This window comes from Streptomyces sp. NPDC002232, from assembly GCF_042890295.1.
Lineage (GTDB): Bacteria > Actinomycetota > Actinomycetes > Streptomycetales > Streptomycetaceae > Streptomyces.
This window is the reverse complement of record NZ_JBIARV010000009.1, coordinates 51477-77713: the sequence shown is the minus strand read 5'-3', so window position 1 is coordinate 77713 and position 26237 is coordinate 51477. Positions and strand designations below refer to the sequence as shown.

21 protein-coding genes are annotated in these 26237 nt (G+C 74.2%); 7 read left to right on the top strand and 14 right to left on the bottom strand.

Going from position 1 to position 26237, the window contains the following annotated elements; genetic code table 11:
* Positions 1-57: 57 nt before the first annotated feature.
* From ACFYXU_RS36030 to ACFYXU_RS36020, 3 genes are read right to left on the bottom strand one after another with little or no spacing between them, the layout of a single operon-like run.
* The gene (locus ACFYXU_RS36030; RefSeq protein ID WP_389461866.1) at positions 58-1545 is read right to left on the bottom strand and encodes a class I adenylate-forming enzyme family protein; all 1488 of its coding nucleotides are present in this window, start codon (positions 1543-1545) and stop codon (positions 58-60) included.
* The gene (locus ACFYXU_RS36025; RefSeq protein ID WP_389461864.1) at positions 1542-2573 is read right to left on the bottom strand and encodes an FkbO/Hyg5 family chorismatase; all 1032 of its coding nucleotides are present in this window, start codon (positions 2571-2573) and stop codon (positions 1542-1544) included. Before ACFYXU_RS36025 ends, ACFYXU_RS36030 begins: the two co-directional genes overlap by 4 nt.
* 57 nt (positions 2574-2630) lie before the next feature.
* A complete protein-coding gene (locus ACFYXU_RS36020) occupies positions 2631-3872 on the bottom strand; it encodes a cytochrome P450 (RefSeq protein WP_389461862.1) in 1242 nt (413 codons plus the stop codon).
* Positions 3873-4167: 295 nt separating this feature from the next.
* On the opposite strand from ACFYXU_RS36020, the gene ACFYXU_RS36015 reads away from it, so the two are divergent.
* Positions 4168-5538, top strand: a complete 1371-nt coding sequence (locus ACFYXU_RS36015; RefSeq protein WP_389461859.1) for an MFS transporter — start codon at positions 4168-4170, stop codon at positions 5536-5538.
* A 23-nt stretch (positions 5539-5561) separates the two neighbouring features.
* Here the strand turns inward: ACFYXU_RS36015 and ACFYXU_RS36010 are convergent, their stop codons facing one another.
* The 8 genes from ACFYXU_RS36010 to ACFYXU_RS35975 all read right to left on the bottom strand — a co-directional run bounded on the left by ACFYXU_RS36010 (position 5562) and on the right by ACFYXU_RS35975 (position 15368).
* The gene (locus ACFYXU_RS36010) at positions 5562-6794 is read right to left on the bottom strand and encodes a NikS protein (protein WP_389461857.1); all 1233 of its coding nucleotides are present in this window, start codon (positions 6792-6794) and stop codon (positions 5562-5564) included.
* Entirely contained in the window at positions 6791-7753 is a 963-nt protein-coding gene (locus ACFYXU_RS36005; protein WP_389461855.1) for a PLP-dependent cysteine synthase family protein, read from the bottom strand. Before ACFYXU_RS36005 ends, ACFYXU_RS36010 begins: the two co-directional genes overlap by 4 nt.
* Positions 7754-7802: 49 nt before the next feature.
* On the bottom strand, positions 7803-8477 hold the full coding sequence (locus tag ACFYXU_RS36000) for a serine O-acetyltransferase (protein WP_389461853.1): 675 nt from the start codon (positions 8475-8477) through the stop codon (positions 7803-7805).
* Positions 8478-8507: 30 nt separating this feature from the next.
* Positions 8508-9776, bottom strand: coding sequence for an ATP-grasp domain-containing protein (locus ACFYXU_RS35995; protein ID WP_389461851.1), 1269 nt, complete (start codon positions 9774-9776; stop codon positions 8508-8510).
* Positions 9773-11023, bottom strand: coding sequence for an ATP-grasp domain-containing protein (locus ACFYXU_RS35990; RefSeq protein WP_389461849.1), 1251 nt, complete (start codon positions 11021-11023; stop codon positions 9773-9775). The genes ACFYXU_RS35995 and ACFYXU_RS35990 overlap by 4 nt, the downstream gene beginning before the upstream one ends.
* A 254-nt stretch (positions 11024-11277) precedes the next feature.
* Positions 11278-12195, bottom strand: coding sequence for a GNAT family N-acetyltransferase (locus ACFYXU_RS35985; RefSeq protein WP_389461847.1), 918 nt, complete (start codon positions 12193-12195; stop codon positions 11278-11280).
* Between the two features lie 120 nt (positions 12196-12315).
* Entirely contained in the window at positions 12316-13278 is a 963-nt protein-coding gene (locus tag ACFYXU_RS35980; protein WP_389461844.1) for a UDP-glucuronic acid decarboxylase family protein, read from the bottom strand.
* The gene (locus ACFYXU_RS35975; RefSeq protein WP_389461842.1) at positions 13266-15368 is read right to left on the bottom strand and encodes an HAD-IIIC family phosphatase; all 2103 of its coding nucleotides are present in this window, start codon (positions 15366-15368) and stop codon (positions 13266-13268) included. The genes ACFYXU_RS35980 and ACFYXU_RS35975 overlap by 13 nt, the downstream gene beginning before the upstream one ends.
* A 483-nt stretch (positions 15369-15851) precedes the next feature.
* On the opposite strand from ACFYXU_RS35975, the gene ACFYXU_RS35970 reads away from it, so the two are divergent.
* From ACFYXU_RS35970 to ACFYXU_RS35945, 6 genes are read left to right on the top strand one after another with little or no spacing between them, the layout of a single operon-like run.
* Positions 15852-16964 carry an aldehyde dehydrogenase family protein gene (locus ACFYXU_RS35970; protein WP_389462060.1) on the top strand — a complete coding sequence of 371 codons (1113 nt, stop codon included), beginning with the start codon at positions 15852-15854 and terminating at the stop codon, positions 16962-16964.
* Positions 16961-17620 carry a hypothetical protein gene (locus tag ACFYXU_RS35965; RefSeq protein WP_389461840.1) on the top strand — a complete coding sequence of 220 codons (660 nt, stop codon included), beginning with the start codon at positions 16961-16963 and terminating at the stop codon, positions 17618-17620. The genes ACFYXU_RS35970 and ACFYXU_RS35965 overlap by 4 nt, the downstream gene beginning before the upstream one ends.
* Complete coding sequence (locus tag ACFYXU_RS35960; RefSeq protein ID WP_389461838.1) at positions 17617-19326, top strand: thiamine pyrophosphate-binding protein; 1710 nt, start codon at positions 17617-17619, stop codon at positions 19324-19326. The genes ACFYXU_RS35965 and ACFYXU_RS35960 overlap by 4 nt, the downstream gene beginning before the upstream one ends.
* A complete protein-coding gene (locus tag ACFYXU_RS35955; RefSeq protein WP_389461836.1) occupies positions 19323-20699 on the top strand; it encodes a class I adenylate-forming enzyme family protein in 1377 nt (458 codons plus the stop codon). Before ACFYXU_RS35960 ends, ACFYXU_RS35955 begins: the two co-directional genes overlap by 4 nt.
* Positions 20696-21838 carry a beta-ketoacyl synthase N-terminal-like domain-containing protein gene (locus tag ACFYXU_RS35950; protein WP_389461834.1) on the top strand — a complete coding sequence of 381 codons (1143 nt, stop codon included), beginning with the start codon at positions 20696-20698 and terminating at the stop codon, positions 21836-21838. Before ACFYXU_RS35955 ends, ACFYXU_RS35950 begins: the two co-directional genes overlap by 4 nt.
* 27 nt (positions 21839-21865) lie before the next feature.
* Complete coding sequence (locus tag ACFYXU_RS35945) at positions 21866-22648, top strand: glycosyltransferase family A protein (RefSeq protein ID WP_389461832.1); 783 nt, start codon at positions 21866-21868, stop codon at positions 22646-22648.
* A gap of 10 nt (positions 22649-22658) precedes the next feature.
* On the opposite strand, the gene ACFYXU_RS35940 is transcribed toward ACFYXU_RS35945, so the two are convergent.
* The 3 genes from ACFYXU_RS35940 to ACFYXU_RS35930 are packed head-to-tail and all read right to left on the bottom strand — an operon-like array spanning position 22659 to position 26121.
* On the bottom strand, positions 22659-23651 hold the full coding sequence (locus ACFYXU_RS35940; RefSeq protein ID WP_389461830.1) for a hypothetical protein: 993 nt from the start codon (positions 23649-23651) through the stop codon (positions 22659-22661).
* On the bottom strand, positions 23648-25138 hold the full coding sequence (locus ACFYXU_RS35935; protein WP_389461828.1) for an MFS transporter: 1491 nt from the start codon (positions 25136-25138) through the stop codon (positions 23648-23650). Before ACFYXU_RS35935 ends, ACFYXU_RS35940 begins: the two co-directional genes overlap by 4 nt.
* Positions 25139-25143: 5 nt before the next feature.
* Complete coding sequence (locus ACFYXU_RS35930) at positions 25144-26121, bottom strand: ribonucleotide-diphosphate reductase subunit beta (protein WP_389461826.1); 978 nt, start codon at positions 26119-26121, stop codon at positions 25144-25146.
* Positions 26122-26237 lie beyond the last annotated feature (116 nt).

The following is a 26237-nucleotide window of genomic DNA, read 5'->3' as shown; positions in this document are numbered from 1 at the left end:
TAGGTGCGAGGTGGGGCGGAGACGAGCGGGCGAAGGGGCGGCGGGCACCGTCCCGGTTCAGCGCAGGGCGTCGTCGGCGGCGAGCGCGCGGATGGTGCGGCGCAGCAGCTTGCCTGTCGGATTGCGAGGCAGCCGGGCGACGAAGGTGATGTCTTCCGGCACCTTGTACCAGGTCAGGGACGAGCGGCAGGAGTCGAGCAGCTCGTCGCGCAGCGCCTGGGCGGTGGCTTCGTCCACAGGATGGCGCAGGACCGCGTAGGCGCGCAGCACGGAGATGCCCGAGTCGCGTCGCACTGCGCACACCACCGCCTCCTCGACGGCGGAATGCGCCATGAGGCGGTCCTCGATCTCCGTCGGGTGGACGTTGATGCCCGCCACGATCTCGACGTCGTCGAGGCGTCCGTGGACGCGGACGAACCCGTCGGCGTCCATGACCGCGGCATCGCTCGTGGCGTACCACTCGTCGGGGGTCAGCCTGATCGGCGCCGCGTCGCCGCTCGGGACGCCGAGACCGATGGTCGGACCCGACACCTCCAGACGCCCCTCCACGCCGGCCGGGACCGGCTCGCCGCTGTCGCCGACGACCCGCAGGCGATAGGGCGCGAGCACCCGACCGAGGGTGAACTCCCGGATCGTGTCCGGTCCGTTGGCGAGCAGGGCGTGCCCGATCTCCGTCGTCCCGTACACGTTCAGGAGCCGCTTCCCGAGGACGCCCCGCAGCTGACGCTCCAGTGAATCGGGCAGGACCTCGCCGGCCACGACGGCCACCCGCAGCCGGTCCAGCACCCGTCCGGCGTCCGGGTGGCCGAGCATGTGGGCGAAGAAGGTCGGCTGGCTGTAGAAGACGGTGACGCCGTACTTCTCCAGCACGGCCAGCGAGTCGCCCGGCGCGAGCCGCCGCGGCGTGAGCACCGTGGATCCGCCGGTCAGCAGCGGGAAGAAGAGGGAGTTGCCGAGGCCGTACGCGAAGTTCATGCGCGGCACGGAATAGCTCACGTCGTCGGCGGTGACGCCGACGGCCGCACCGGCCGCCCGGGTGAGGATCTCCGGATCGCCGTGCGTGTGGAAGCAGAGCTTCGGACCGCCGGTCGTGCCGGAGGTGAACGCCGCGAACGCGGGGCTGCTCTCCGTCACGGAGGCGTACGGAGGGACGAGGGCGTGGTCGCCGCGCAGCGCGTCCGGCGTGAGGACGGGCGCCGTGAAGCGGTCCGCGAAGCCGGGGTCCGCCACCACGGCCGCGGGCCGGGCGATGGCCGCGGCCCGGACCATCTCGTCCGGGTGGAACATCGAGTTCACCGGAACGGCCACGGCCCCGATGCGCAGGGCGCCCAGGAAGGCCCAGACGAATTCGATGCCGTCGGGAAGGGCGATCAGGATGCGCGCGCCCCGCCCCAGGCCGTGCGAGGCGAACGCGGCCGCCGCGCGGTCCGCGCCCGCGAACACGTCCTCGAAGCGGTAGACGCTCTCGTCCACGAAGTACGCGGGGCGTTCCAGCCAGCCACGGGACAGGGCCGTCTCCGCCAGACGGCGTACGAAGTTGGTCATCTGCAGATCCCCTCGATCTCGACCAGCAGGTCGGGACGGCAGACGTCCACGTGGAAGAAGGCGAGGTCCGTCCCGGGCCGGAACGCCTCGGCGCACCGGGCGCGGACCGCCGGCAGGTGTACGGCGTCACGGACGTAGACCTTGACGCAGTCGAGGTCCGCCAGGCCGAAGCCGCCCGTGAGCCCGTGGCGTCGCAGGTTCTCCGGAGCGATCAGCGCCTCGATGTTGGCGAGGGTGACGTCGCACTGCCGCTCGACGTCGTCGTGGTGGACCGTGTCGTCGCCGATGATGCTGGCCGTTCCCGAGACGTACAGGGCCGGCCGGACGTCCGCGCCCCGCTCCAGGACCGTGGCACGCGCGAAGCTCGGCGACTTGGGGCCGTACTGCGTCGGGTACTGGTGCGCCGGAGTCTGGCGCGGGTTCTCCAGGTGCCGGGCGCGACCGGGGCGGCAGGCCAGGAAGTACAGGTCGATGCCGGGCCGCAGCGAGCCGATGCCCGTCGCGGCCGGCATCCCGTCCACCCGGCCGGACCAGGACTCGAACGCCTCGGCGCGGCCCACGCAGAAGTCCCGGTAGTTCTCCATGCCGTCGGCGTTGGCCTCCGTGATGGCGCCGACCATGTTCCACATGCGGAGCAGCTCGGTGTAGCCGAGCCGCCACATCAGCGTGAAGGCGTTCTCGTAGACCGAGCGCACGGTGTCGCGGTAGACGCCGCGCTCGTCGATCCGGACCGCGCAGAAGAAGTGCTCGCCGTCCTCGGCGTACACGAGGTCGCCTTCGCGGCCGGACCGCACCGGGCGGTCGCTGGTCCACACCTCGGTGATCCGCTCGGCGCCTTCACCGGCCATGGCGATCCGTACCAGAGGGGCGCCGTCGTGCAGAACGGGCGGCCGGCCGCCATGGCCGTAGGTCACCCGGCCGAGCACGTGCCGCCCGGTCGTGCGGGCCCGTTCGTCGTCGCCGGGCCTCATGAAGAAGCAGTCCAGGGCGGCCGTCAGGGTCGGCGCGCCGGGGTGCGTGACTGTCACGATGTCCTTCCCGCCGCGCCGGGCGCGGCATGGCGAGGGTGGTCAAGGAGCGGGTGGTCACGCGGCGGGCGTCGGCCAGGGCAGGTCCCGGCCGGCGAATCCGTCCGCGTCCACCCACAGCGCCCGCAGTCCGCGCAGCGCGGCGGCGGGACGGTAGGACGGGCTGCCGAGGGCGAAGCGTGGTCCGCGGACGCGCTGGGCGAAGCGCACGAGTACGGTCCCGGCGATGAGCCGGGCCAGGGGAGCGCCGGGGCAGTGGTGCCCGCCCGCCCCGAAGGCCAGGTGTGGCGAGGTGCCGTCGGGGGCGAAGAGGTCCGGGCTGGTGGTGAGGGCCGGGTCGCGGTGGGCCGCGGCGAGCAGCAGCACCATCACCGTGCCCCTCGGGACCGGCGTCCCGCAGAGGTCGAGGTCGGCGTCGGCCCGGCGCTGGACGACCTGGACCGGCGGGTCGAGACGGAGGGTCTCCTCCACCACGTGGTGTGCGTGGCCCGGGTCCTTCCGGACGGTGTCGATCTCGTGCGGTGCCCGCAGCAGGGCCAGGACGCTGCCCGAGACGAGGGCGGCCGTGGTCGCGTGTCCGGTACCCAGCAGGAAGCGGCCGAGCGAGGAGACCTCGGCATCGGTGAGCCGCTCTCCGCCGTCGTCTCCGCGGATCGCCCGGGACAGCAGGTCGTCGCCGTCGGCCTGCCGCCGCCGCTCGACGACGGCGGCGGCGAAGTACGTCTCCAGTTCGGTCTCCGCCTGCCGGAAGCTAGCCGCTGCCGCCGGCTCGGCCGTCCCGGTGTCCGCGAGACGGAGATCCAGGGCGGGGGAGAGCGCCATGGCCCGCCGGTGCAGCCACGGCGCGTCGGAGGACGGCAGCCCCAGCAGGTGGGACAGGACGGCCATCGGGAGCGGATGGGCGAGGTCACTGACGGCCTCGAGCCGGCCGCGGGCGGCCACCGAGTCCAGCCGGTCGTCGACGAGACGGCGGACGAGCGGGGCGAGGTCCGTCACGGCATCGGCGGACAGGGCCCGGACCGCCGCACGGCGCAGCCGGCCGGCGGACACCGGACAGGCGCTCGCGGAGGACGAGGTGGTGTCCGTCGCCCGCAGCGCGGCCTCGCACTGGGCCCGGGAGGAGAGGACGACCAGATCGTCGCGGATCCAGACAGGCCCCGCCTGCCGGATGCGGTTCAGCACGGGGTACGGGTCGGAACCGGCGCCGCCGTCGAGGAACCGCAGCACGAGGCCGCGAGCCTCGTCGTGGCCGAGGCCGCTCCTGGGGAGGAGGTGCACCGTCGAAGGACCGCTTTCCATCGCACAGCCTTTCCGCGTCTGGTTGCGTGGGCAGCATGTGCGGCCCGCTCCCGTGACGTCCACACCGAGTTGCGCAAGCCTTCCGCGGCTTCCTCAGCCCGCGAAGACTCAGCCAAGTCCGCTTGCCCCGGTGCCCGTTCGTTCCTGGAATGGCGGCAGGACACGTGTGAGGGGAATGCGACACATGGCGGAAGAACTCGTCGGCGAGAAGCCCGGGGTGCGGCTCGGGAACCGGCCCGCGAGTGGCGGGCCGAGCACGGCTCCGCCTCCGCCGAACCCACGGCGCAGGCAAGCCTTGGCCCTGCTCCTGGTCGGCCCGTTCCTCTCGCTGTTCGACCAGTTCTGCGTCAATCTCGCGGCGCCGTCGATCAACCAGTCCTTCCGCCTCACCCCGTTCGAGTTCCAGGCTGTCGTCGGGGGATACGGACTGGTCTACGGCCTGGGCCTGATCACGGGTGGGCGGCTCGGCGACCTGTTCGGCCGACGCCGCATGTACCAGGCGGGCATCGCGGTCTTCGCGGTGACCTCGCTCGCGTGCGCGCTCGCCTGGTCCCCGAGCTCGCTCATCGCGGCCCGGCTGGCGCAGGGCGCGGCCGCGGCCGTGCTCCAGCCGCAGGTCCTGGCCCTGATCCGGACCCAGTTCCCGCCCGCGGAGCAGCAGAAGGCCCTGTCCTGGTTCGCCTTGTCGATGAGCCTGGGCATGGTCCTCGGCCAGGTCCTCGGCGGCGCTCTGCCGACCTGGGACCTGTTCGGGCTCGGTTGGCGCCCGGTCTTCCTCGTCGCCGTACCGCTGTGCCTGGCCGTCTTCCTGCTCCTGCCGGCCACGCTGGACGCCGACCGGCCGGCCCTCGCGGGAGCGAGGGTCGACGTCACCGGCGCCGTCCTCAGCGCCGTGTCGATGGCCTGCGTGCTGCTGCCGCTCGCCGCGGTCCGGGAGTGGTCGTTCCTCCCCGGCGGTCTGATGGTGTGCCTCGTCGGCTGCCTGCTCGCCGCCGTGTTCGTCCGGAACCAGCGGACCCGGGTCCGCCGGGGCCGGTCCGCGGTGCTCCCCACGAACCTGTTCGCCGTGCCCGTCTTCGTCCACGGCGTCCTGCTCAATTTCCTGCTCTACATGGCCAGCGTGCCCTTCGCGGTGGTCCTCGCGCTGTACCTCCAGGACGAGGCGGGCCTGAGCTCCGCCGAGGCGGGCCTGGTGTTCACGCCCGCCGCCGCCGCCATCGCCGTGGGATCGAGGTTGGCCGTACCGCTTCGGGCGCGCTTCGGCGGGGGCGTGCTCGTGGCCTCCGCCGCCCTGATCGCACTCGGTCTCGCCGCGGCGCCGGCCGCCGCCGCGCTGGACGGCGACGGTGCTTCGCTCGCGTTGCTGCTGGTCGGCATGGCCGTCTACGGGTGGGGCAACGGCATGATCGTGCCTCTGCTGACGGGCACCGTGATGAGCCGGGTGCCGCCGCAGGACGCGGGAGCCGGGGCCGGCGTGCTCGCGACCACCCAGCAGCTCGCGGCAGCCCTGGGTATCGCGGCCGTAGGCGTCGTCCTCTATCCGTCCGAGCCGGCGGCGGCGCTGCGCTACACGCCGGCGATGATCGCCGAGGTCGCCGTCGCGGGTCTCGCCGTCGTTCTCGCCGCCCGCTTGGCCGCCGTCGTGAGGCGCGGAGTCACGGCGTAGTCCGGGGCCCCGCCGACGGGGCGTCAGCCGATGTCGAGCCCCGCCCGGAACCACTCCTCCGCGACCCGGATGCGCTTCTCCGTCTCTGCCCGGTCCGCGCCCTCGATCACGAACGCGACCAGGAAGTCCCCGGAGTGAGAGGCGTCCTGGACGGTCTGGCCGACCTCCGCGTACGTCGTGTACTTCACGACGCCGGGCGGCAGGTCCGAGGGGTCAGGCAGGGACCGCAGCACGCCGGGGCGCTTGGTGAAGAGCAGCTGGCCGGCGATCCGGTCGGGGTCCCTGCGGACCCCGGCGTCGACGGGCAGTCCGAGCTGCCGGCGGACGGGGTACTCCATCGGGTCGAAGCCGAACAGCACCCGCTGCACGTCCCGCACCCCGGCCCCGCCGGCCCGGGAGGCCGCCTCGCACAGCACCAGCTCGCCGTCGTCGGTGTGGAACACCTCGATGTGGAAGGCGAAGTGCTCCGGCCCCCCAAAGGCCTCCAGCACCCGCTCGCCGAAGTCGACGAGCCGCCGCGCCAGCGGATCCGCGGTGTCGAGCGCGATGTCGACCCGGCCCTTGCGGTCCCGGAAGTCGGCCAACGCGTACTGGTACTGGGAGGGCCACAGGGTCGCGATCCGGCCGTCCAGGACGTTGCCGTCGATGTGGCACATCGAGCCCTGGACGAACGCCTCGGCCAGCCACTGCGGCTCACCGTCGGGGGCGAGCAGCTCCGCGTCCCGCGCCCACGCGTCCAGCTCCTCGCGGCCGCGCAGGACGGACACGCCGACGGACAGCACTCCCTTGCGGGGCTTGACCACGACCGGCAGCCCGTGGCACTCGGCGAAGCGGTCGAGGTCCTCGCGGGTCCGCAGCAGCACGTGGTCGGCGACGGGGATGCCGGCCGCCTTCGCGACCTGCTTCATCTCCCACTTGTCGCGGTACACCCGGGCGGACCCGGGACGCTGCCCCGGCAGGCCGAAGCGCTCGCGCAGCTCGGCCGCCCGCTCGATGTCGAACTCCTGGCAGGCGACGACGTCGGTGACGCCGAACTCCTCGACCAGGGTGGCGGCCCGCTCGGCCACGTGCGGCCCGGTGTCGTAGTCCGCCAGTACCTCGGCGTGCAGGAAGGGCGCTCCGGTGGGCAGCTCCTCGCCGAACAGGGCGAGCTGCTCGGCCGAGCCCAGCAGGACGATCTTCTCGCCGTGGTCGGCCAGCCACCGCTCGTAGGGGTTGGCGCGCAGCGAGCCGCGGTGCAGGACGAGCGTGGTCATGAGGAGGTCCCTTCGTTCCAGATGCTGACGTAGCGTTCCCCGGTGTCCGGCAGGATCGTCACGATCGTCCTGCCCGCGTACGCGGGATCGCGGGCGAGCAGGGCCGCGCCGTACACCGCGGCACCGGAGGACAGCCCGGCGAAGAGAGCCTGCTCGCGGGTGAGCGCGCGGGCCGTGTCCAGCGCCGCGTCGTCTGAGCAGGTGATCACCCGGTCGATGAGCGCGACGTCCGTGGTGGGCGACACGAAGCCGCCGTTCAGACCGGGGATGCGGTGGGTCCCGGCGTGACCGAGGGAGAGGACCGGCGAGCCCTCCGGCTCGACCGCCACGATCTCGACCGCCGGGTTGCGTTCCCGGAGGAAATGGCCCGCGCCGGTCAGGGTCCCTCCGGTGCCGACCCCGGCGACGAGGACGTCGACCCGGCCTCCCGTGTCCGCCCAGATCTCGGGGCCGGTGGTCGCGTAGTGGGCCTGGACGTTGTCGGGGTTCTCGTGCTGGCGCACGTACCAGGAACCGGGTGTGGCCGCCTGGATCTCCTCGGCCTTCGCGATGGCGCCGGCGAACCGTTCGGCGCTCGGCGTCTGCACGATCTCCGCGCCCAGGGCGGTCAGCAGACCGATCCGCTCGGGCGTCGCGCTGTCGGGCAGGACGACCACGCAGCGGTAGTTCCGCAGGGCGCACAGCGCGGCCAGCGCGATGCCCGTGTTGCCGGAGGTGGACTCCACCACGGTGCCGCCGGGGACGAGTTCGCCCCGCCGCTCGGCACCGCGCAGCATCGCGAGGGCGGCCCGGTCCTTGCTGCTGGCGAAGGGGTTGGCGGCCTCGATCTTGGCGAGGACCTCGGTACCCGGGGCGGCGTCCGCGACGGCGAGGCGGACCAGGGGGGTGTTGCCGATGAGTTCTTCGAGACCGGCGGCGACGCGCCGCCGGGAGGGTGCGGTGAGGAGGTCGGTGGTCACCAGAGGACTCCAGGGGTCGTGGGGAGGTCGGGGGAGGCGGGGGAGCGGGTCACCAGGAACCCGCCGAGGCGAGCAGCCGTACGGCGTCGGGCGCGGACACGGGCGGCGGGTCCTGGTCCTGGTCCTGTCCGGCACCGGCACCGGCACCGGCATCGGCACCGGCGTCGGGGACGGGCCGCAGCGCGGCCGCGGGCCGGACGACGGAACGCGCCGCGTACACCCGGGCGCCGGGCGGCAGGTCCTCGGTGACGGTGGCCATGGCGCCGATCAGGGCGCGGGCACCGATCGTCACCGGCCCGAGGACGGTCGCGTTGGCGCCGAGGATCACGCCGTCGCCGACGACCGGATGCCGCCGGGCACCGGGCGGCCGGTGGTTGTCGGTCCACCAGCCCACCGCTCCGAGCGTCACCTGCTGGTAGATCGTCACGTCGTCGCCGACGACGGCGGTCTGGCCGATCACCACCGACGCGCCGTGGTCGATGAAGACACGGCGGCCGAGGACCGTGCCGGGGTGGATCTCGACGCCGGTGCGCCGACGGGCGACACGCGCGACGGTCCGCGCCGCCCAGCGCAGCCGCCGGTGGTGCAGCCGGTGCGCCACGCGGTGGGCCCACACGGCGGAGAGACCGGTGTGCCCGACGGCTTCCCAGCGGCCGCCGAGGGACGGGTCGCGGGTGACGACGACGTCCAGGTCCTCGATCAGGGTGCGCAGCAGACCGGGCATGCCGTCGGCTCCTTTCGGCGGGGCCATCGGTCAGGCGGCCAGGGCCGGCGTGACGGCGGCCGCCGGCTCGACGTCGATGCGGATCTCGTCGCGCACGAGACGCTCGCACAGGTCCACCGCGCTGTCGGTGTCGGCGGCCGTGGCGACGACGCTGCCGAGGCGGTCCCAGTTGTCGTTCAGGGGACGCACGGTGTCGCCCGCGCGGACGGAGACCTGGGCGGCCAGCACGTCCGGCCGGGCGCGGACGTCCTCCACCCCCGACACCGCGGTGACGGTGCCCGGCTCCCGCAGCACGACACGCATCACGGCGGCGCCCTTCGGCGCCGGTGCCGCGTCGAGCGGCTCGGTGAGGCCGAGCGGCCAGGCGGCTCCGTAGGCGATCATGTCGACGCCGTACGCGGCCTCGACGAGCTCCACGATGTTGTCCCCGCCCAGCCGGTTGTGGGACTCGATGACGACCGGCCCGCGCGAGGAGAGCCGGATCTCGGTGTGGCTGGGGCCGTCCGTGACGCCCATGGCGGTCAAGAACTCCTCGACCGCGCCGGTCAGCCGCTCCCGGTCGGGACGGGACAACCGGGCGGGCACGGCGTGCCCGAGCTCGACGAAGTGCTCCTCCGACGTCAGCTTCTCGGTGACGGCGACGACGACGTGGCGGCCGGCGAAGCTCAGGGCCTCGACGCTGAACTCCGGTCCGTCGATGTAGGACTCCATGAGGAACCCGTCGACGGTGAACATGGTCGAGCCGCGGTCCGTCCGCCCGCCGTCCAGCTCCCGGACGCGCGCCCACACCCGGTCCAGGTCCTCCGGCCCCTCCGCGCGCAGCAGACCGAAGCCGGCGGTCGTGGAGACGGGCTTGAGGATGAACGGGTAGCCGGCCCGCTCGCCGAAGGCGTCCAAGGACGCCCGGTCCTCCACGAGGGCGGCGTGCGGCACCGGAAGACCCCGCTCGGCGAGGTGGCGGCGCATCAGCCACTTGTCGCGCATGCGGCGGCTCACCTCGTAGCGGCGGCCGTCGGTCAGGCCGAACAGGTCGCCCAGCCGGCTCGCCGGGTTCAGACCCGGCTCGGTGAGCGAGACGACGGCATCCACGCCGTAGACCGCGCGGGCGGCCTCGGCGAACGGGCGCACGACCTCCCACTCGGTGTAGTCGACGACGAGGAGCACGTCGGCGGTGCGCGTCTGGTACTCGGTGACCTTGTCGGGGTGCTGGATCAGGACGATCCTGACGCCGAGCGCGCTGAAGCGCTCCACATGGGCGTCGACGCCGCCGATCAGAAGGACGGTCTTGGCGTTGCTCACGAGAGGGATCCCTTCGGGGCGGCGAGCACGGCGTCGCGGACGTTCGCGCGTATCAGTCCGCGGACGCGGGCGATGCGGTCGGCGGCCTCGTCGGGCGACTGAGCGTCGACGACCGCGTAGCCGTGGCGAGTGAACGAGCTGGTGGCGGCAGGCAGTTCGTCCCCGGGGGAGAAGGGGAAGTGCACCGCCTGGACGTAGGGCAGCGCGCCGACGGCGTCGAGGCCCTGGAGGGACTCGAGCCGGCCGGCGGGGAAGAAGAAGAAACCGACGGAGGCGGTGTGCCGGGGAGTGGGCGGCTCCACGGGCTCCCCGGCGAGGGTGCGGAAGATCGCCGCCTCGATGTCGTAGTCGGAGGCGGTCTCGATGAGCAGCGGGATCCGGTCCCCGCCCAGCCGGGTCTGGGACTCGACGACGCGCGGGCCGCGCGGGGTGAGGATGACCTCGGTGTGCGCGGGGCCGAAGCGGTAGCCGGCCAGGTCGAGCAGCCCGATGACGACCGCGTGGATCGCGCCCCGTTCGTCCTGCCCGAGCGGTGCCGGGTGGACGTGCGCGGTCTCGACGAAGTACGGGGCTCCGGTGGTGTGCTTGGCGGTGATCCCGATGACGTGGTGCACGCCGTCGGCGGACAGGGTCTCCACGCTGAACTCGGGTCCCTGGAGGTACTCCTCGACCAGGTACGGGCCCGCGAGTTCGGCCTCCGTGACGCGCTCCGTCCACTCCGCGAGGTCCGCCGCGTCGCGGATCAGGGCGACGCCGCGGCTGCCGGAGGCCCGGGCGGGCTTGACGACGACGGGCAGCGGCAGCCGGTCCGTGGCGGCCGCTACCTCCTCGACGGTCGCGGCGGACTCCGCGCGGACGACCGAGAGGCCGTGCTCGGCGAGGAGGTCGCGCATCGCTGCCTTGTCGTTGAGCACGGTCACGGCCGAGAGCGGGTTCGGCGAGACGCCGAGCGCCTCGGCCTCGGCGACGGCCGGGGGCATCGACTCCTCGGCACCCAGGTGGAGGACCGTGTCGATGTCGTGGGCGCGCACCGTCTCGGCGATCAGTGCCCGCAGGCCGGCCTCGTCGGAGAAGTCCGTCAGCAGCATCTCCTGGGCGTGCTCGGCGACCTCGTCGAGGTACTCCTGCTCGCGCAGCGCCGGGTCCCAGATCGCCCAGACCTCGAAGCCCGCCTCGGCGGCCTTGCGGACGAACTGGCTGTAGGGCATCACCATCAGCAGTCGCCTGGGCGCGCCGTTGGGGGTCATGTCGGGGGCTCCGTTCTGGTGGGCATCGGGTCCGGTTCGGCGCGGTGCGCACGGCCGGGGGAGGGCGCCGGGGACGGCGACTTCCCGAAGAAGCGCCGAGGCCCGCCGATCGTTATCCGGTGAGGGGGCCGGTCGGTATCGTTGCGTCAGAAGTCGGGACGGAGCTCGGTCGGGAGCGCTGTCCCCGTCGGGTGTGGATCCGGCAGGTGTCCGTCGGGGGGCGGGCAGCTGCCGGGTTTCCGCTGGGCGACGGATCAGCCGTCGGCCCGGTCGAAACGCGTGAGGACGCGGGCTCCCTGAACGGCGAGGACGCGTGCCAGTGCCTCGTACTCGCTCGGATCGCCGGTGTCCAGGGTGACCAGGGCACGTGCGGCGCCGAGCTCGCGCAGGTCGGCGAGGACGGCGGTGAGCAGCGCCAGGCCGATGCCGAGGCCCCGGAAGGCCGGTGCCACGCACAGGTCCAGGACGCGGCCTTCCGCGCCGGAGGCCTGGGCCAGGATGTAGCCGGCGGGGCGACCTTCCACTTCGAGGAGTAGCGCCACCCCGCCCCTGTCGCGCAGCCGGTTCCGGCTCGCGCGGAACACCGCCGCGTCCTGGGTCTTGGGCCCCTTGGACAGGCTGCGCACATGCAGCGCGTGCAGGGTGTCGTCGTCGTCCGGACCGGCCGGCCGCAGCCTCCCGCCGTCGGGCAGCAGCGGCGGCAGCACGGGAACCTTCAGATCGATGTCGTACTGGCCCGAGGACGCGCCGGGTACGAACCCCGCCTCCTTCAGCACCGACGGGACCACCGTGTCGCCGCGCAGGACGCCGCCGACGGTGACGGCGTACGGCCTGCCGTGCTCCGCCTCCAGCTCGTCGACCCGGTCGAGGACGAGGCACAGCAGCGTACGGGCCGCGCTCTGGCCGTGCGGGCCCGGCAGGGCCGTCAGCGCGGCGTCGACCGTGCCGCCACGCGGGGACAGGGCCGCCCAGGCGATCACCTCGTCACCGGGGCCGGTCAGGCACCAGCTGTTCTCCTCGTATCCGGGGTGACCGGTCTCCAGGAGGATGTCCTCCCGGGTGCAGGTGGCCACCCCCGTGATGTTCTCCTCGTAGGACCGCACCAGGCGGACCAGGCTGTCGAGCGGGACGTCGGCCGGTCGCCTGACGCCGCGCTGTCCGTGCGGGGCCATGGATCGTGCCCCCCTTCCTGGGGGTCGGGTCCGGCGGTCGGGCCGGAGTGTCGGGGGCCGGCGGTCGGGCCGGAATGTCGGGGGCCGGCGCCGGGTCGGCGGCACCGGGTTCGGCCGGGGTCAGCTGAGCGCGGGCAGGACCTCCACGCCGACGGGGGAGGTGTCCCGGAACCAGCCGACGGTCCGGGCCAGGCCCTCCGCCAGCGGTGTCCTCGCCGCCCAGCCCAGCTCTCCCCGCGCGGTCGAGACGTCGGGGCGGCGCTGACGCGGGTCGTCCTCGGGACGGGGGACGAAGGCCAGGGGGCTCGCCGACCCGCACACCTCGCGTACGGCCAGTGCCAGTTCGCGGACCGTCACCTCCTCGGGGTTGCCGAGGTTGACCGGCCCGGGGATGCCCGCCTCCAGAGCCGTGACGAGCCCTTCGACGAGATCGTCGACGTAGCACAGCGAACGGGTCTGGCTGCCGTCGCCGGTGACCGTCAGCGGCAGTCCTGCCAGGGCCTGGGTGACGAAGGCGGGGACGGCGCGGCCGTCGTCGGCGCGCATCCGCGGGCCGTACGTGTTGAAGATCCGCACGATGGTGGTGCGCACGCCGTGGGCGCGCCGGTAGGCCGCGGTGAGGGCCTCTCCGAACCGCTTGGCCTCGTCGTAGACCGAACGCGGACCGACCGGGTTGACGTTGCCCCAGTAGCTCTCGGGCTGCGGGTGCACCAGCGGATCGCCGTACACCTCCGAGGTCGAGGTCAAAAGGAACGCGGCGCCGTCGCGGCGGGCCAGCTCCAGCGCGTTGCGCGTCCCGTACGAGCCGACGAGCAGGGTCTCCACCGGCAGCCGCAGGTAGTCCAGCGGAGAGGCCGGTGACGCCAGGTGGTAGACCGCGTCCACCCGGCCCGGTATGTCCAGGCCCTCCGTGACGTCCTGGTGCACGAACCGGAAGCGTGCGTGGTCGAGCAGGTGCGCGATGTTCTCGGCTCGGCCGGTGGACAGGTCGTCCACGCAGACGACCTCGTCCCCCCGCGCCAGGAGTCGTTCGCACAGGTGCGACCCGACGAAGCCGGCGCCTCCGGTCACTACTGCTCGCACGCTGGTTCCCTTCTGATGAGTGCCTTGGTCCGCTGCTGCCCGTCCTCGGCCCGGGGAATCCCCTGGTCGGCGGCCGTCCCCAGGACGACGCCCACGGGCAGGGTGGACAGGTCCGGCAGCCGTCCGGGATCGGTCAGCACGTGCCGGCCCCCGTCGCCGTCCTCGGTGAATCCGGCGTTCGGGAACAGCTCGCGCGCCGGTGTGTTGCGGTCCGTGAAGGCCGTCCGGCCCACGAGCCCGGCCAGTAGGGCCGGGTCGCCACCGGCCCCGTCCCGCACCGCGGCGACCAGGAACGGCACCGCGACGTCCAGACCGATGACACGGCAACTCAGCGCGAAGGCCGTGACCTCCCCGCCGCGCACCAGACAGGCACCAGTCATGCCGTAGTCGGCGAACCGGTCGGAGACGTGCGCGGTGTACAGGCGCGTGCCCGGCTCGGCGAGGACGCGCCGGAGTTCCTCCGGCGTGGTGCGCCAGGCCGTCGTCGTGAACTGATTGGTCCGGTTGAACAGCTCCGCCACCCGGTCCAGGTGCTCCTCGGCGGCCCGCGCCACGCGGACCTCCACGCCGAGCGAGCGCAGGAACGCGTCCCGGTCCACGTCGGCGGCCAGTTCCTCGCGGCGCAGCATCGCCCGGGTCGTCTCTGTTCGCCGCGCGGCCTCCCAGGTGCGGCGGCCGCCCTCCAGGGCGGGGTGGGACAGCAACAGTTCACGGAAGCCGTGCACCGGCCCGCCGGCGATGTGCAGACCGGGCAGCGCGGCAGCCACCTCAGCCCGTTCGACCGGGTTGTCGTCCAGGAAGAGCACCTGCTCGGGCGCGAAGCCCAGCCGGGCGCAGATGTCGGCGATCGCGGCGGACTTCGCCTCCCAGGTGATGCGGTGCAGAACGAAGTCGTCCGGGGTGAGCAGCAGCCGGCTGCCCGCCTCCTCCCACACACCGAGCGTCGCGTGGGCGTCGCCCTTGCTGGAGGTGGCGAGGAGCACGCCGCGACTCTTGAGGACGGACAGGGCCTGGTGCAGCCCGACGTGCACCCAGCGGCTCGTGGCGTCCGAGTCGAGCCAGCCGAAGCCTTCGTCGGCGGCGATGCCCGGCCACAACGTCCCGTCGAGGTCGGTCACGACCAGCTTGATCCGTCCCGCCGAGCGGTGGGCACGCAGGCAGGCCAGGTACTCGCCGGCCAGAGCGCGGCCGAGCGCCGGCAGCTGGTGCGGCCGCTCGTCGAGCGGGTCGACGGAGCCGCCGTGGTGCCCGAAGGGGAAGACCAGGTCGTCGAAGAGCGCGGGCGCGCCGTGCCGGGCGACCAGCCGCTCCTCGTCGACGACCATCAGATGCGGGTACCGCCGCACGCAGCGGTCCACGTGTGCGTTCAGCTCGGCGACGACGCGGCGCAGGCCGAACTCCTCGGCGAAGTCGAAGCGGCCGAACGGCGACAGGGCCGGGGGCCCGAAGTTGTGGACGAGGCCCAGCGAGCCGTCGAGCGCGTCCGCGAGGGCGCGGACGGCGACCGTCAGGGCGCTCTTCATCAGTGCCAGCGTCCGGGCCCGCTCCTCGTCCCCGAGGGTGTGTGCGCCGTCGAACAGGGCCGTGAGGAAGGGCTGGACCCCCGGTTGGTAGACCGTCACGTCGGGCCGGGACCGGGCGACCGCGCGGGCAAGCTCGGCGGAGGGGCCGGGCCACAGGTGTTCGGTCCGCACGTCGAGGCCGAGTTCGCGGCCGAGAGCGTGCAGCGGCTCCTCGGTGAACTGGGTGACACAGCCGCCGATCAGCAGCACGCGGACCGGTTCGCCCGGGCCGCCGTCGGCCGCGGCCGACGAGGTCAGCCGCGGGGGCAGTCCGTAGTGGGTGACCGGCCAGGAGCCGGCGGACGTCCCAGCCGGGGCCTGGCCGGAGCTCTCGGGGCGGTCCGCGAACGCGGCGCGCAGCCCCTCCCTCTCGTCCGTCCCGTCCGGCACGATCAGCTGCCGGTCCGTCAGCGCCCGGAAGACGCCCGGGGCGGCGGCCTGGTCCGGCGCCAGCGCCGCGAACGCCTCGCGGTCGAACGGCCGGCCGGCCAGCGCGCGCACCAGGGGCTCCCAGGCTGCCTCCAGCACGATCCGCTGCTGGTGCGGGCCGTGGGAAAGAAGAATTCCGGAATCCAGAACGACCGTGGAAAGGAATGCGCTGAAACGGAATGTACGGGGATCCACAGCGATTCTCCCTTCGCGTCGACCGTCTGGATTCCGGCGTCGGCGCGGGGGACGTGCCGACGTATTCCGGATGCTACTGGCCCGCTCGGCGACCGCGTTCTCCGAGAATGCGGAGTGAGATCGGCCCGCTCCGAAGAGAGCACGAACCGAGATGCGCGGGGCTGCCCGCGCGCGAGACGCTTCCTGATCGAGCCCGAAGGTCACGGGCAGGTGCAAGGGGGTACGCGCATGCGCAGCGGTGTCATCGAGGCAGGGCCTGGGACGAAATTCCCGGGCGGTCCGACGGACCGGCCGGCGTACCCGACGAGACACCTGCCCGCCGCCACCGAAACGATCGTCCCGGGTATTGTCGACGCGCTTCTGCGGAACCGTGACGCATTGCACTCCGTGCTCACCCGCGTCGCCACCTCGGAGGCCGCCACGGACGAATTGTTCCGGTCGATGCGTGCCCTCTCCGGCGCCCCGTGGGAACTTCTGCGCAATTCCCCCGACCGGCTCGGCCGCCTGGCGACGTTCCTGCCGTCGAACAACCTGCTCTACTCGTACGTCCTCTTCGGCGTGATCCCCTCGCTGTACACCGATGAGGTTCGCATCCGGCCCTCGGCACGGGTCGCGCCCGCGGCCATGGCCGTGCACGAGATCCTCGGACCGCAGCTGCGCGGTCTGGGCGCCGGACGGATCATCATGGCGCCCACCTCGCAGCGGGAGTTCCTCGCCGACTGCGCTCGCTCCGACGCCGTCGTCTTCACCGGACAACCGGACAACGGCGAGGCCGTCGCCGCGCACCTCCCCGAGGACTCCCTCCTGCTCACCTTCGGCTCCGGCCCCAACCCGCTGGTCGTCGGACCCGGGGCCGACCCCGAGGCCGTCACCCCCACCGTGCTGGACGCCCGGCTCTACAACTCGGGGCAGGACTGCCTCTGCACCGACATCGTCCTGGTCCACCGCTCGCTCGTGGGCGAGGTCGTGCCCCGGCTCGCCGACGCGCTCTCCGGAATCCGCGTCGGCGACCGCCGCGACCCCGGCACCCGGGTCGCACCTCTCGTCTACCCCGACGCCGTGGAGGACGCGGCCGGGTTCCTCGCGGAGCACCGCGCGTTCACCGTCCGGGGCGGATCCGTCGACGCGGCACGGCACGTCGTCGAACCCACCCTGCTGCACCTGCCCTGGCAGGACGCGTTCCACCCGCCGGAGTTCTTCTCCCCCGTCGTCTGCGTCATGGAGTACGACGACCCCGGGCAGCTCACCGGCTGGCTGACCTCCCCCGAGGAGACCGCCCGAGGCATGTACGTCCAGGTCTTCGGGGAGCCCGCCTTCGCCGGAGCCGCGCGCATCGGGACCAGCGTCGTCTGCCACGAGCGCATCACCTTCGACGCCGAGGACGGCAACCGGCCGTTCGGCGGCTACGGCCCTCGGGCCGGCAGCGTTCGCCGCCGCGGCACGGCCACCGGCCGCCCCCTGCTGCTGTCCGCCGAGGCCGGCACCCGGACAGGATCGTGAGGGCCGTCCTGGGCACCCCCGTCGTCCGTGGGCGTTCCCCCGGTGATCCGCCGCCCCCGCCCGCCACCGGCTCCCGCCGCCTCCTCGCCGAACCGGAGGCCGTCGACGCGGTGGGCGAGGCCCTCGCCGCGCTCCACTGGAACGCCTCCTCCCCCGGCGCCGTGCCGGTCGTCCTCGCCGCCACCGACTACTGCGTACGGGCCGCCGACGCGTTCGCGGCCCGCTGCGACGACCCCACCCGCCGGCTGCGCCCCTCGGACTCCGTCGCCCTCGAAGCCTCCGGTCTCCTCCAGCGGTTCACCGCCCTCACCGGCTGGCAGGGCCCCGGATACGCGATCGCCGAACCCGACGGCGACGGCTCCGCGGCCCTCCGCTTCGCCCGTGGCCTCGTCGAATCGGGCCGGGCCCCCTCCGTCTACCTGTGCGAGGTCCTCCGGCGCGCCGACACCGGCGCCTTCTGGGCCGTCGCAACCCGCGTCCACCGGGAGCCGGCGGACCAAACCGGCCACCGGTCCACCGAGGCCGGGGGCCACCCGCCGGCCCCGGCCGACGGTCCCTCCCACGGGCTCGATCCCGACACCAGCCGCCGCAGCGCAGTCATGCGCGCGACCGTCCGCCCGTCGTCCCCCGAACCCGCCGAGGAGCAGCTGCCGTGAGCGCGACCACCGAGACCCACCCCTGGCACGTCGCCGCCGCGACCCTCGCGGACGCCGGATGCGACGTCGTCGTCGGGCTGCCCTCCGACGAGCCGGGCCTGATGGACGCCGCCCGCGCGGTGCCGGGGCTGCGAGTGCTCGGGGTCCGCGACCAGCGGGCGGGCGCCTGCGCGGCCGTCGGGCACGCGGCCGTCTCCGGCCGACCCGCCGTCCTCGCCGTCAACTCCGGCCCCAGCTTCGCCAACTCCCTCACCGGTCTGCTGGAAGCCTCCTCGCTGGGCGCTCCCGTCGTCGTCGTCACCACCCGCGTACCGGCCCTCGGTATCGGACGGGGCGGCTTCCAGCACACCGATCAGGCGGCCATGGCCGGGCCGCTCACCAAGTGGAACTTCCTGGTGGAGGATCCGCGCCAGCTGACCTGGGCGCTGCGACGGGCCGTCCACCTCGCGGTCAACGGCGCCCCGGGTGTGGTCCTCGTGGAGATCGCCGACGAGGTGCTGCGGGCCCCGGCCCCCGAGCCTCGGCCCGCCCCGCCGGTACGCCGCCTGCGCTTCGCCGCCGACGCCGAGGAGGTGCGCCGCGCCGCGGCCCTGCTGGCGGAGGCCCGGCTGCCGGTCGTCGTCGCCGGCGGCGGCTGCAAGCCCGCGGGCGCCGGCGCCGCCGTGCGCCGCCTGGCCGAACTCCTGGGGGCGCCCGTCTTCACCACGGCTGCGGGACGCGGCGTCCTCGACGAGGAACACCCGCTGGCCTGCGGCCTGGTCGGCCTCTACACCACGCCCCCGGCGGACCGCCTGCTCGCCGACGCCGACGTCGTGCTCGCGATCGGCTCCCGTCTGGAGGAGACCGCCCGCATGGGCTGGGACGGCCTCGACGAGAAGCGGCTCGTGCACGTCGACGTCGACCCGGCCGTCTTCCTCACCGCCCTGGAGCCGGAGGTCGCGCTGCTCGGCGACGCCGCCCTCGTGGCCGGCCAGCTCGCCGCGGCCCTGGAGGGCGACCCGCCGGCCGCGACCGTGGCCGGCGCCGCCCGCCGCGCCGCGATCGCCGACGTACGCGAGGAGATGCGCGCCCGCCACGCCCCCGCCGCCGCGGACGGACCGGAACTGACCGTCCCCGAGGCGCTGCGGCTGCTCCAACGCTCGGTGACCCGCGACGCCACCCTCGTCCAGGAGAACGGGCTCCACGACATGTGGGGATACCACCATCCGGTGGTGTCCGTCGGCGCCCGGGCCCGCGTCATCACCCCCGGCGAGCAGACCATGGTCGGGTTCGGCCTCCCCGCGGCCGTCGGCGCGGCCCTGGCCGACCGCTCCCGCAGGACCGTTCTCGTCTGCGGCGACGGCGCCTTCGAGATGGGCCTCGCCGCCCTGCCCACCGCCGCCGAGCTGAACCTGGGTCTGACCGTCCTGGTCCTGGACAACCGCGGCTACGGCTGGCCCCGGTTCGTCCGGGCAGAGGAGGAGGCGCCGGACGAGCTCACTCACTTCACCGCCCCCTCGCACACCGACGCCGTCGTCCGCGCGCTCGGCGGCCACACCGCGCGCTGCACCACCGCAGCCGAACTCGCCGCCGCCCTCGACGCCGCCGCCGAGGCCCACGCCGAGGGCCGTACCACCGTCATCACCGTGCCGGTCCGTGACGACGACGTCCCCGTGGGCGTGCGCCGCGTCTTCGACACCGCCCCGGCCAACGGGACCGACGCGTGAGCCCCCGCTCCGGGCCCACCGGGCCGCCCCCGCTGGCCGTCGACGGGGAGCACGTCCCGCCCGGCCACCTGGCCCGCCTCGTGGACCGCGCCGCGCGCGCACTCGACGCGGCCGGAGCCGGACCCGGGCGCGCCGCCGCCCTCGCCTGCGACCACCCCCTGACCGCCGTCGTCGCCGCGCTCGCCGCCGAGCGGACCGGGGCTCCGCTGCTGCTCGACGGCGCCGCGCCCGCCCGCCGTGTCGCCCCGGCCGCCGTCGTCCACGCCACCGGCACCGGGGAACCCGTCGTCACACGTGCCGCCGGCCGCCCGCTCGTCCTCCCCGAGGAGACCGCCGCCGTCTTCTGGACCTCCGGCAGCTCCGGCGACCCGAAGGCGGTCGCCGTCTCCGCCGCCGCCCTCGCCCACCAGGGCCGCGCCACCGCCGCCCGCATGCGGGTCACGGCTGAGGACCGGCTGCTCCTCCCGCTGCCCCTGCGGCACGCCTACGGATACAGCGTGCTGAGCGTGTGGCGCACCACCGGCGCCCGCCTGTACGCCGAATCGGGCTTCCACCCGCGCGGCACGCTCGCCCGGCTCGCCACCGAGGGCATCACCTCCCTGGACGGCGTGCCCACCATGTACCGGCTGCTCGCCACCGAGGCCGCGCGCGACCCCGGTGCGGCCCGGCTCCTCGCGTCCCTGCGCATCCGGGGCTGCGGCGGCGACGTCCTCACCCCCGCGCTCTACGACGACTTCCTCGAAGTCACCGGAGCACCCCTGCACGACGGGTACGGCCTGAGCGAGGCCGGGCCGAACGTCGCGCTCAACGCCCCCGGCGACGTGCGGCCCGGCACGGTCGGCAGACTCCTCGACGGGGTCCGGGCCCGGCTCGCCGGACCGGAGCGCGAGATACAGATCGCGAGCCCGAGCCTGATGCTCGGCTACCTCGACCCGGCCACCGGCGGCCTCGACCGCGGGGCGTTCACCGCCGACGGATGGCTGCGCACCGGGGACACCGGCACGATCACCCCCGACGGCCGCCTCACCGTCGGCGGACGCATCAAGGAGGTGCTCGTCGTCCACGGCGAGACCGTCGCCCCCACCGTCGTCGAGGACGCCGTGCGGGCCGCCGACGGCGTCACGGACGTCGCCGTCGTCGGCGTCCGGCGCGGCGACCGGGGCGACACCGTATGGGCCTTCGTGGAGAGCCCGGACAGCGACGGGACGGCGCTGGCCGGCCGGGTGGCCGAGGCCTGCCGCCGCCGCCTTCCCCCGCACGCCCGCCCCCGCGCGGTCAGGGTGGTGCCCGAGCTCCCCCGCACCGGCAGCGGGAAGTACGACCGGGTCCGGCTGCGCGCCTGGGCCTCGGACGCGACGGCGGCCGCCGCGTGACCGCCGTCGCCCTCGCCGGCACCGGACTCGTCAGCCCCCTCGGCGCCACCCCGGCCGCGTTCTGGCGGGGGCTCCTGGACGGCCGCCGGTCCTTCGGAGAACTGTGCCGACTCGAAGGGGAGTTCCGCAGCCGCGTGGTGGCCGCCGTGCCCACCGGCGCCTGCCCCACCCCGGCCGGCCGGCGCAAGGAGACGCTCGCGACCACCGCCGCCCGCCAGGCGCTCGGCGCGGCCGACCTGCCCGGCCTCCCCGACGGCTCCCTGCTCGTCGTCGTCTCGCAGACCCCCGCGCTGACCGACCCGGAGGCCGACCGCACCGGTGACTTCGCCGGTCCGCGCCCGGAGGCCCTGCTCGCCGCCTGCCGGGCCGGCGCCCGCAGCACGACCGTCGTCCACCTCTCCCACGCCTGCGCCTCAGCGGCCTTCGCCGCCTCGTTCGCCCGCGACTGGCTGCTGTCCGGCCTGAGCACCACCGCGCTCGTCGTCGGGGCCGCCGCGCTCAACCGATACGAGTACGCCAGCATGGACGTCGTCAAGACGCTCAGCCCGCACGGCGCCCGGCCCTTCGACGCCGACCGGGACGGCATCACCGTCGGCGAGGGCGGCGGCGCGTTCGTCCTGGAGACCGCCCCGGCCGCCCTCGCCCGGGGCCACCGGCCCGAGGCCTGGCTCTCCGGCGCCGCCTGCCTGGTCGACACCTCCCAGGCGGTCGCCTCTTCCCCCGCAGCCATCCGGGACTGCATGCGTGCCGCGCTCGACGACGCCGGTGTCCATCGCGTCGACTACGTCCACGCGCACGCCACCGGAACCGTGCAGGGCGACGCCGCCGAGGCCGAGGCCGTCTCCGAGATCGCCCGCGGACTCGGCGCGACCACGCCCCTGCCCATGAGCTCCCACAAGGGCGCCGTCGGACACCTGCTGCATGCCTCGGCCTTCCCCGGCCTCGTGGCGGCGGCCGGCTTCCTGCGCGAGGCGTGGATCCCCGGGACCCCCGGGCTGCGCCACCCGGCGCCCCTGCCCGACGGCGTCACGGCGGTCGCCAGGCCGCGCCGGGCCGTCACGGCCGAACACGTCCTGGTCAACAGCTTCGGCTTCAGCGGGAACAACGCCTCGCTGGTGCTGTCCGCCGCCCACGGCTGAACCGCGCGTCCCACGAGGAGAGAACCCATGACCGTCACCGTCGTCACCCCCACCAAGGGACGGCCCGCTCTGCTGGAGCGGGCCCTGCGCTCGGTCGCCGCCCAGGAGGGCGTGACCGCCGCCCACGTCGTGGTCGGCGACGACTGCCCGTTCCTCGGGGACGAGGTCATCCGCCGGACCCTGGAGGTCGAGTTCCCGCGCGCCCGGTTCGTCAACGTCGAGCCGGCCGACCACCCGCTGATGCCCCGCGACTACCTGCCGGCCCGGCTCGCCTACCTGCGCAACCTCGGCGTCTCCCTCGCTGTGACCCCGTACGTCGCCCACCTCGACGACGACAACGCCTACGCCCCCGACCACCTGAGCTCCCTCGTGGAGCTGCTGCGGCGCACCCCCGGCGCCGAGGTGGCCCACAGCTGGCGCCGCCTGCTCACCCACGCCGGCGCCGACTTCGTGCCGGACGGCGAGGACCCGTGGCACCCGATCGCCCGTCAGCGGGCCGCGTCCTACCGGTCACTCGCCGCCCAGGGCGTCTTCGTGCCCGGCTCCTCCGTCGTCCGCGACGCGATGCGCGTGGTCGACGGGAAGATCCTGAGCCGGGTCGACACCAACGAACTGCTCGTGCGCCGCGAGACCCACGGACGGATCCCCTTCCCCACCGAGTACACCGCGTGGCAGCGCATCCTGGAGACCACCGAGGACATGGCCCTCTGCCAGGAACTCCTGCGGCAAGGCGTCACCACGGTCTGCAGCGAACGGCCCACCGTCGACTACTACATGGGCGGTTTCTCGAACGCGGCCGCCCTGGCCTGAGCGGTCCCGCTCACAGGAGGGCGACGAGGCGCTCCACGGCCCGAGCGTCCAGATCGTGGAGTCGCCCCGCGCGCTCGCGGCACAGCCCGAGCGTCTCGGCGGACCAGGAGCGGCCGAGCAGGAAGACCAGCCGGGCCAGCTCCACGAAGCCGTCGGAGGAGGCCCTCAGCAGCTCCGCCGCCTCCCGGGCACCCGGGGCGGCGTCCCCGTCGAGGACCGCCGCCAGCAGCTGGCGGTCTCCGGCGACCTGCCGCTGCAGCGGTCCCGACACCCGCATGCGCAGGACCGACGACCGGTTCGGGTGGTCCTCCAGCCCCGCGAGGACCTCGGGCAGCGTGCCCAGCCCCGCCAGACCCTCGTCCGGCGACTCCGGTTCGGTCATGTACCGCACCGACCGGGACAGCAGCGCGTGCCGTTCCTCCGCCCAGTCCACGATGGGCGCCCCGGTGTCCCACACCAGCACCGGTGCCCCCGCGAGGCCCCGGCGCAGCTCCTCGGCGGGAACGACGCCCCGGTTGTCCGTGAAGCCGGCGCTCCTGCGGGTGTTGCGGTCGGCGGCGCGCACCGTGTCCGGGCCGAGGCCGTGGACGAGGAAGGTGTGCGGGTAGCCGAACCACGGCACCCGGTAGAACTCGGAGTGGCGCATCCCGGAGAGGTCCGGAGAGACGGGGACGGCATGGCCTCGGGCCAGTTCACGCGCCACGAGGTCGAGGGACTCCCCGGGGGAGTCCGGGGAGGTCTCCCAGCGCGCGGTGACGCCCCGCTGGAAGCGGGGCTCGTGGTACTCGGTGTCCAGGCCGCCGTACAGGGTGAGGAGTTCCCCGTCGGCGGTGCGCTCGACGGCGAAGTTGACCGGCTGGGCGAGCGCCCGGGCGGTGTCCCGGAACCCCACGGCGTACAGGCTGTCGCGCAGGCAGTGCACCCAGCAGGAGATCCGCGCGTGGGCGATGCCCTCGACGGCGTCGAGCGAGGGGCTCAGGTAGGGGAAGTCGCCGTCAGTCACGCCGGAGTCCGCTCGGCGTCCCGGAGCTCTCCGGCGCAGGGGGCGGTCCCGCCGGAGGAAGGCTCCTCGCCCCGGTCCGTCGTTCCGGCGGTCCGGAGCGCCTCCTGCTCCAGGCTCGGACCGGTGGCCCGGGGATCCTCCTTCTCCTCCGGTGCCTCTGCCTCCGGCGCCTCCACGGAGGCGGCGGTCGGCCGCTCCGGCACGAGACGGGTGACCAGAACCAGGACCGGCACGGCCATTGCGAGGCCCACCAGGGCAGCGCTCCAGGAGACGCCCGCCCGGGCGACGAGGACACCGCCGAGGACGGTGCCCGCGACCAGGAAGACGTCGGAGAGCGGCACGAGCGTGGCGTAGTACCTGCCCTGGAGGCCGGCCGGCAGTCGCTTCTGCACCTCGGCGAAGTACACGACGGAGGCGATCGACTCGAAGACGCCCGCCGCGAACAGCAGGCCGAGCGCGAGGTACCACTCACCGGTCGCGACCAGCGCGATCCAGCACAGTCCCTCCAGGGCGTTGCCCAGGATGTACACCCAGCCCTGGTTCCAGCGGCGGAACGCGGCGGCGGCCAGCGCGCCGGCCGCGCCGCCGAGCCCCATCGCCGCGAGCAGGTAGCCGAGCATCGCGGGGACCGAGGCGAAGTCCCGCAGCGAGTACGCCGCGAGGAAGGTACGGCCGAGCCCCAGCGCCACCATGTACGTGAACGCCGTCACCGTCAGCGAGGAGAGCCGCCCGTCGCCGCGCACCATCCGCACCAGGTCGCGCGCCCCGGTCGCCAGGGACCGGGCCCAGGCGGCGATCCAGCGGCCCACGGCGGCGACGGGGCCCCTGCGGTCCGCGCCGCCTCCTGGGCGCGCGGTCTCCGCCGCGCCGCCCCGGTCGGCGCTCTTCGCCGTCCGGGGCAGGCCGGTCAGCAGGGCGGCCGCGGCCAGCGCGGTCGCGGCCTCGGCGCAGAAGAGCCAGCCGATCCCGGCGGCGGCGGCGATCGGTCCGGCGAGCGCCGGCCCGAGCAGTTTGGGCACCCGCTCCGCCGTCACGATCAGCCCGTTGCCCTCCAGTTCGCTGCCCTCGGGAATCACCTGCGGGCGCAGCGCCATGGTGGCGGGGAAACCGAACATGTAGCCGACGCCGATGGCCAGGGCCAGGAGCTGGATCTGCCACATCGCGGTGGTGAACGGGAAGAGGAGGGCGGCGATCCCGCTGCCGAGGGCGGCGAGCATCGCCACGCGGCGCGGGTCGTTGCGGTCGACGATCTGGCCGGCGAGCGCACCCAGCAGGATGTTGGGAAGGAACCGGGCGGCGAGCGTGAACCCGACCTCCAGGCCGAGCCCGTACCGCTGCATCACCAGCAGCGGCAGGCCCACCGTCGTCATCGCGGAGCCGGTCTCCAGGACGAACAGCGAGCCGACCAGGCGCAGGGCCCCCGGACTGCGCAGGACCCGGGCGAAGCTCCCGTCGGCCGCCTTGGTGGTCTGGGTGTCGTCGGTCATGTCCCTCACCTGTTCTGGGCGGCGGCCACGGGGGTGTGCAGGGCGGCGTGCTGCGCCGCCCTGCACGCGCCGAGCACGTGCTCGGCGAAGTCTTGGGGAAGGTCGAGCTGCCGGAGGCGCACGGCGATCGTCGCGAGCAGGTCGCGCGCGGAGGCTGCCGCCGCGGCGGCGCGCTGCGGGGTGGTGCCGGGGGAGATGCCGACGACGGCCGCGAGGGGCATGGCCGTCTCGAGCACGTCGTTGATCGCCTGCGCGTAGCCCTCCTTCGCGCCGCGGCGCAGTGCGTGGAGGCCGAAGCTGACGTGCCGGGACTCGTCCCGGGTCATGGCCGTGAATCCGGCGCGCATCCCGGGCAGCAGAGGGATGCGCTGGAGGCTCCGGACCAGTCCGCGCTGACCGTGCAGGGCCAGGACGCCTTCGGTGACCAGATGGAAGAACGTCACGGCCCGCAGCCACAGCGCGTAGTCGTGCGGCGAGGCGTTCAGCTCGCGCAGGACCGTGTTCTCCAGGGTGTGCACGGCACGGTTGGCCGGGCTCAGCGTCGACCAGGACGTGATCAGCTGCTTCCGCAGGCCTTCGTCGAGTCCGAGGAGCTCTTCGGCGAGGCGGCTGACGAACACGGTGTGCCGGGCCTCGTCGGCGGCCTGGGTGGCCAGATAGACGAGGTACTCCTCGTCCGGGCAGGCGGCGAGGACCGGACTCATCAGGTCCAGACCCGTGTACTCGCCTATCAGGAAGCTGGTGACGAACGCCGACAGGGAGTCCCGCGTGCCGGGGCTGAGCAGGTTGTTCCAGTGGTGGCGGTCCCGCTCCAGGTCGACGTCCGAGGCGAGCCACTGCTGGCGTTCCCAGCGGCGGTAGAGCTCACGCGGATCGAACCGCCGCTCCAGCGTGTCGCCCGCGCCGCCCAGCAGGGCCTCCGGACTCAGCCGGGACAGTCCGCCCAGATCGGCCTCGTCGAACAGCAGCGTCGTCCAGCGCACCCGTCGGACCCCCCTCGTTGTTCCCGTTCCACTCCGCGTGTGGCACCCGCCCCCACGCGATCAGCCGGCCGGTTCCGGGGGACCCGGTGACCGGCCGGCGGAATCACTGCGCCGAA

Coding starts and splice junctions, on each gene's coding strand:
- ACFYXU_RS35990 (WP_389461849.1), bottom strand. CDS start 11,023: ATGACCCCCAACGGCGCGCCCAGGCGACTGCTGATGGTGATGCCCTAC.
- ACFYXU_RS36020 (WP_389461862.1), bottom strand. CDS start 3,872: ATGGAAAGCGGTCCTTCGACGGTGCACCTCCTCCCCAGGAGCGGCCTC.
- ACFYXU_RS36030 (WP_389461866.1), bottom strand. CDS start 1,545: ATGACCAACTTCGTACGCCGTCTGGCGGAGACGGCCCTGTCCCGTGGC.
- ACFYXU_RS35935 (WP_389461828.1), bottom strand. CDS start 25,138: ATGACCGACGACACCCAGACCACCAAGGCGGCCGACGGGAGCTTCGCC.
- ACFYXU_RS35985 (WP_389461847.1), bottom strand. CDS start 12,195: ATGGCCCCGCACGGACAGCGCGGCGTCAGGCGACCGGCCGACGTCCCG.
- ACFYXU_RS35945 (WP_389461832.1), top strand. CDS start 21,866: ATGACCGTCACCGTCGTCACCCCCACCAAGGGACGGCCCGCTCTGCTG.
- ACFYXU_RS36010 (WP_389461857.1), bottom strand. CDS start 6,794: ATGACCACGCTCGTCCTGCACCGCGGCTCGCTGCGCGCCAACCCCTAC.
- ACFYXU_RS36000 (WP_389461853.1), bottom strand. CDS start 8,477: ATGCCCGGTCTGCTGCGCACCCTGATCGAGGACCTGGACGTCGTCGTC.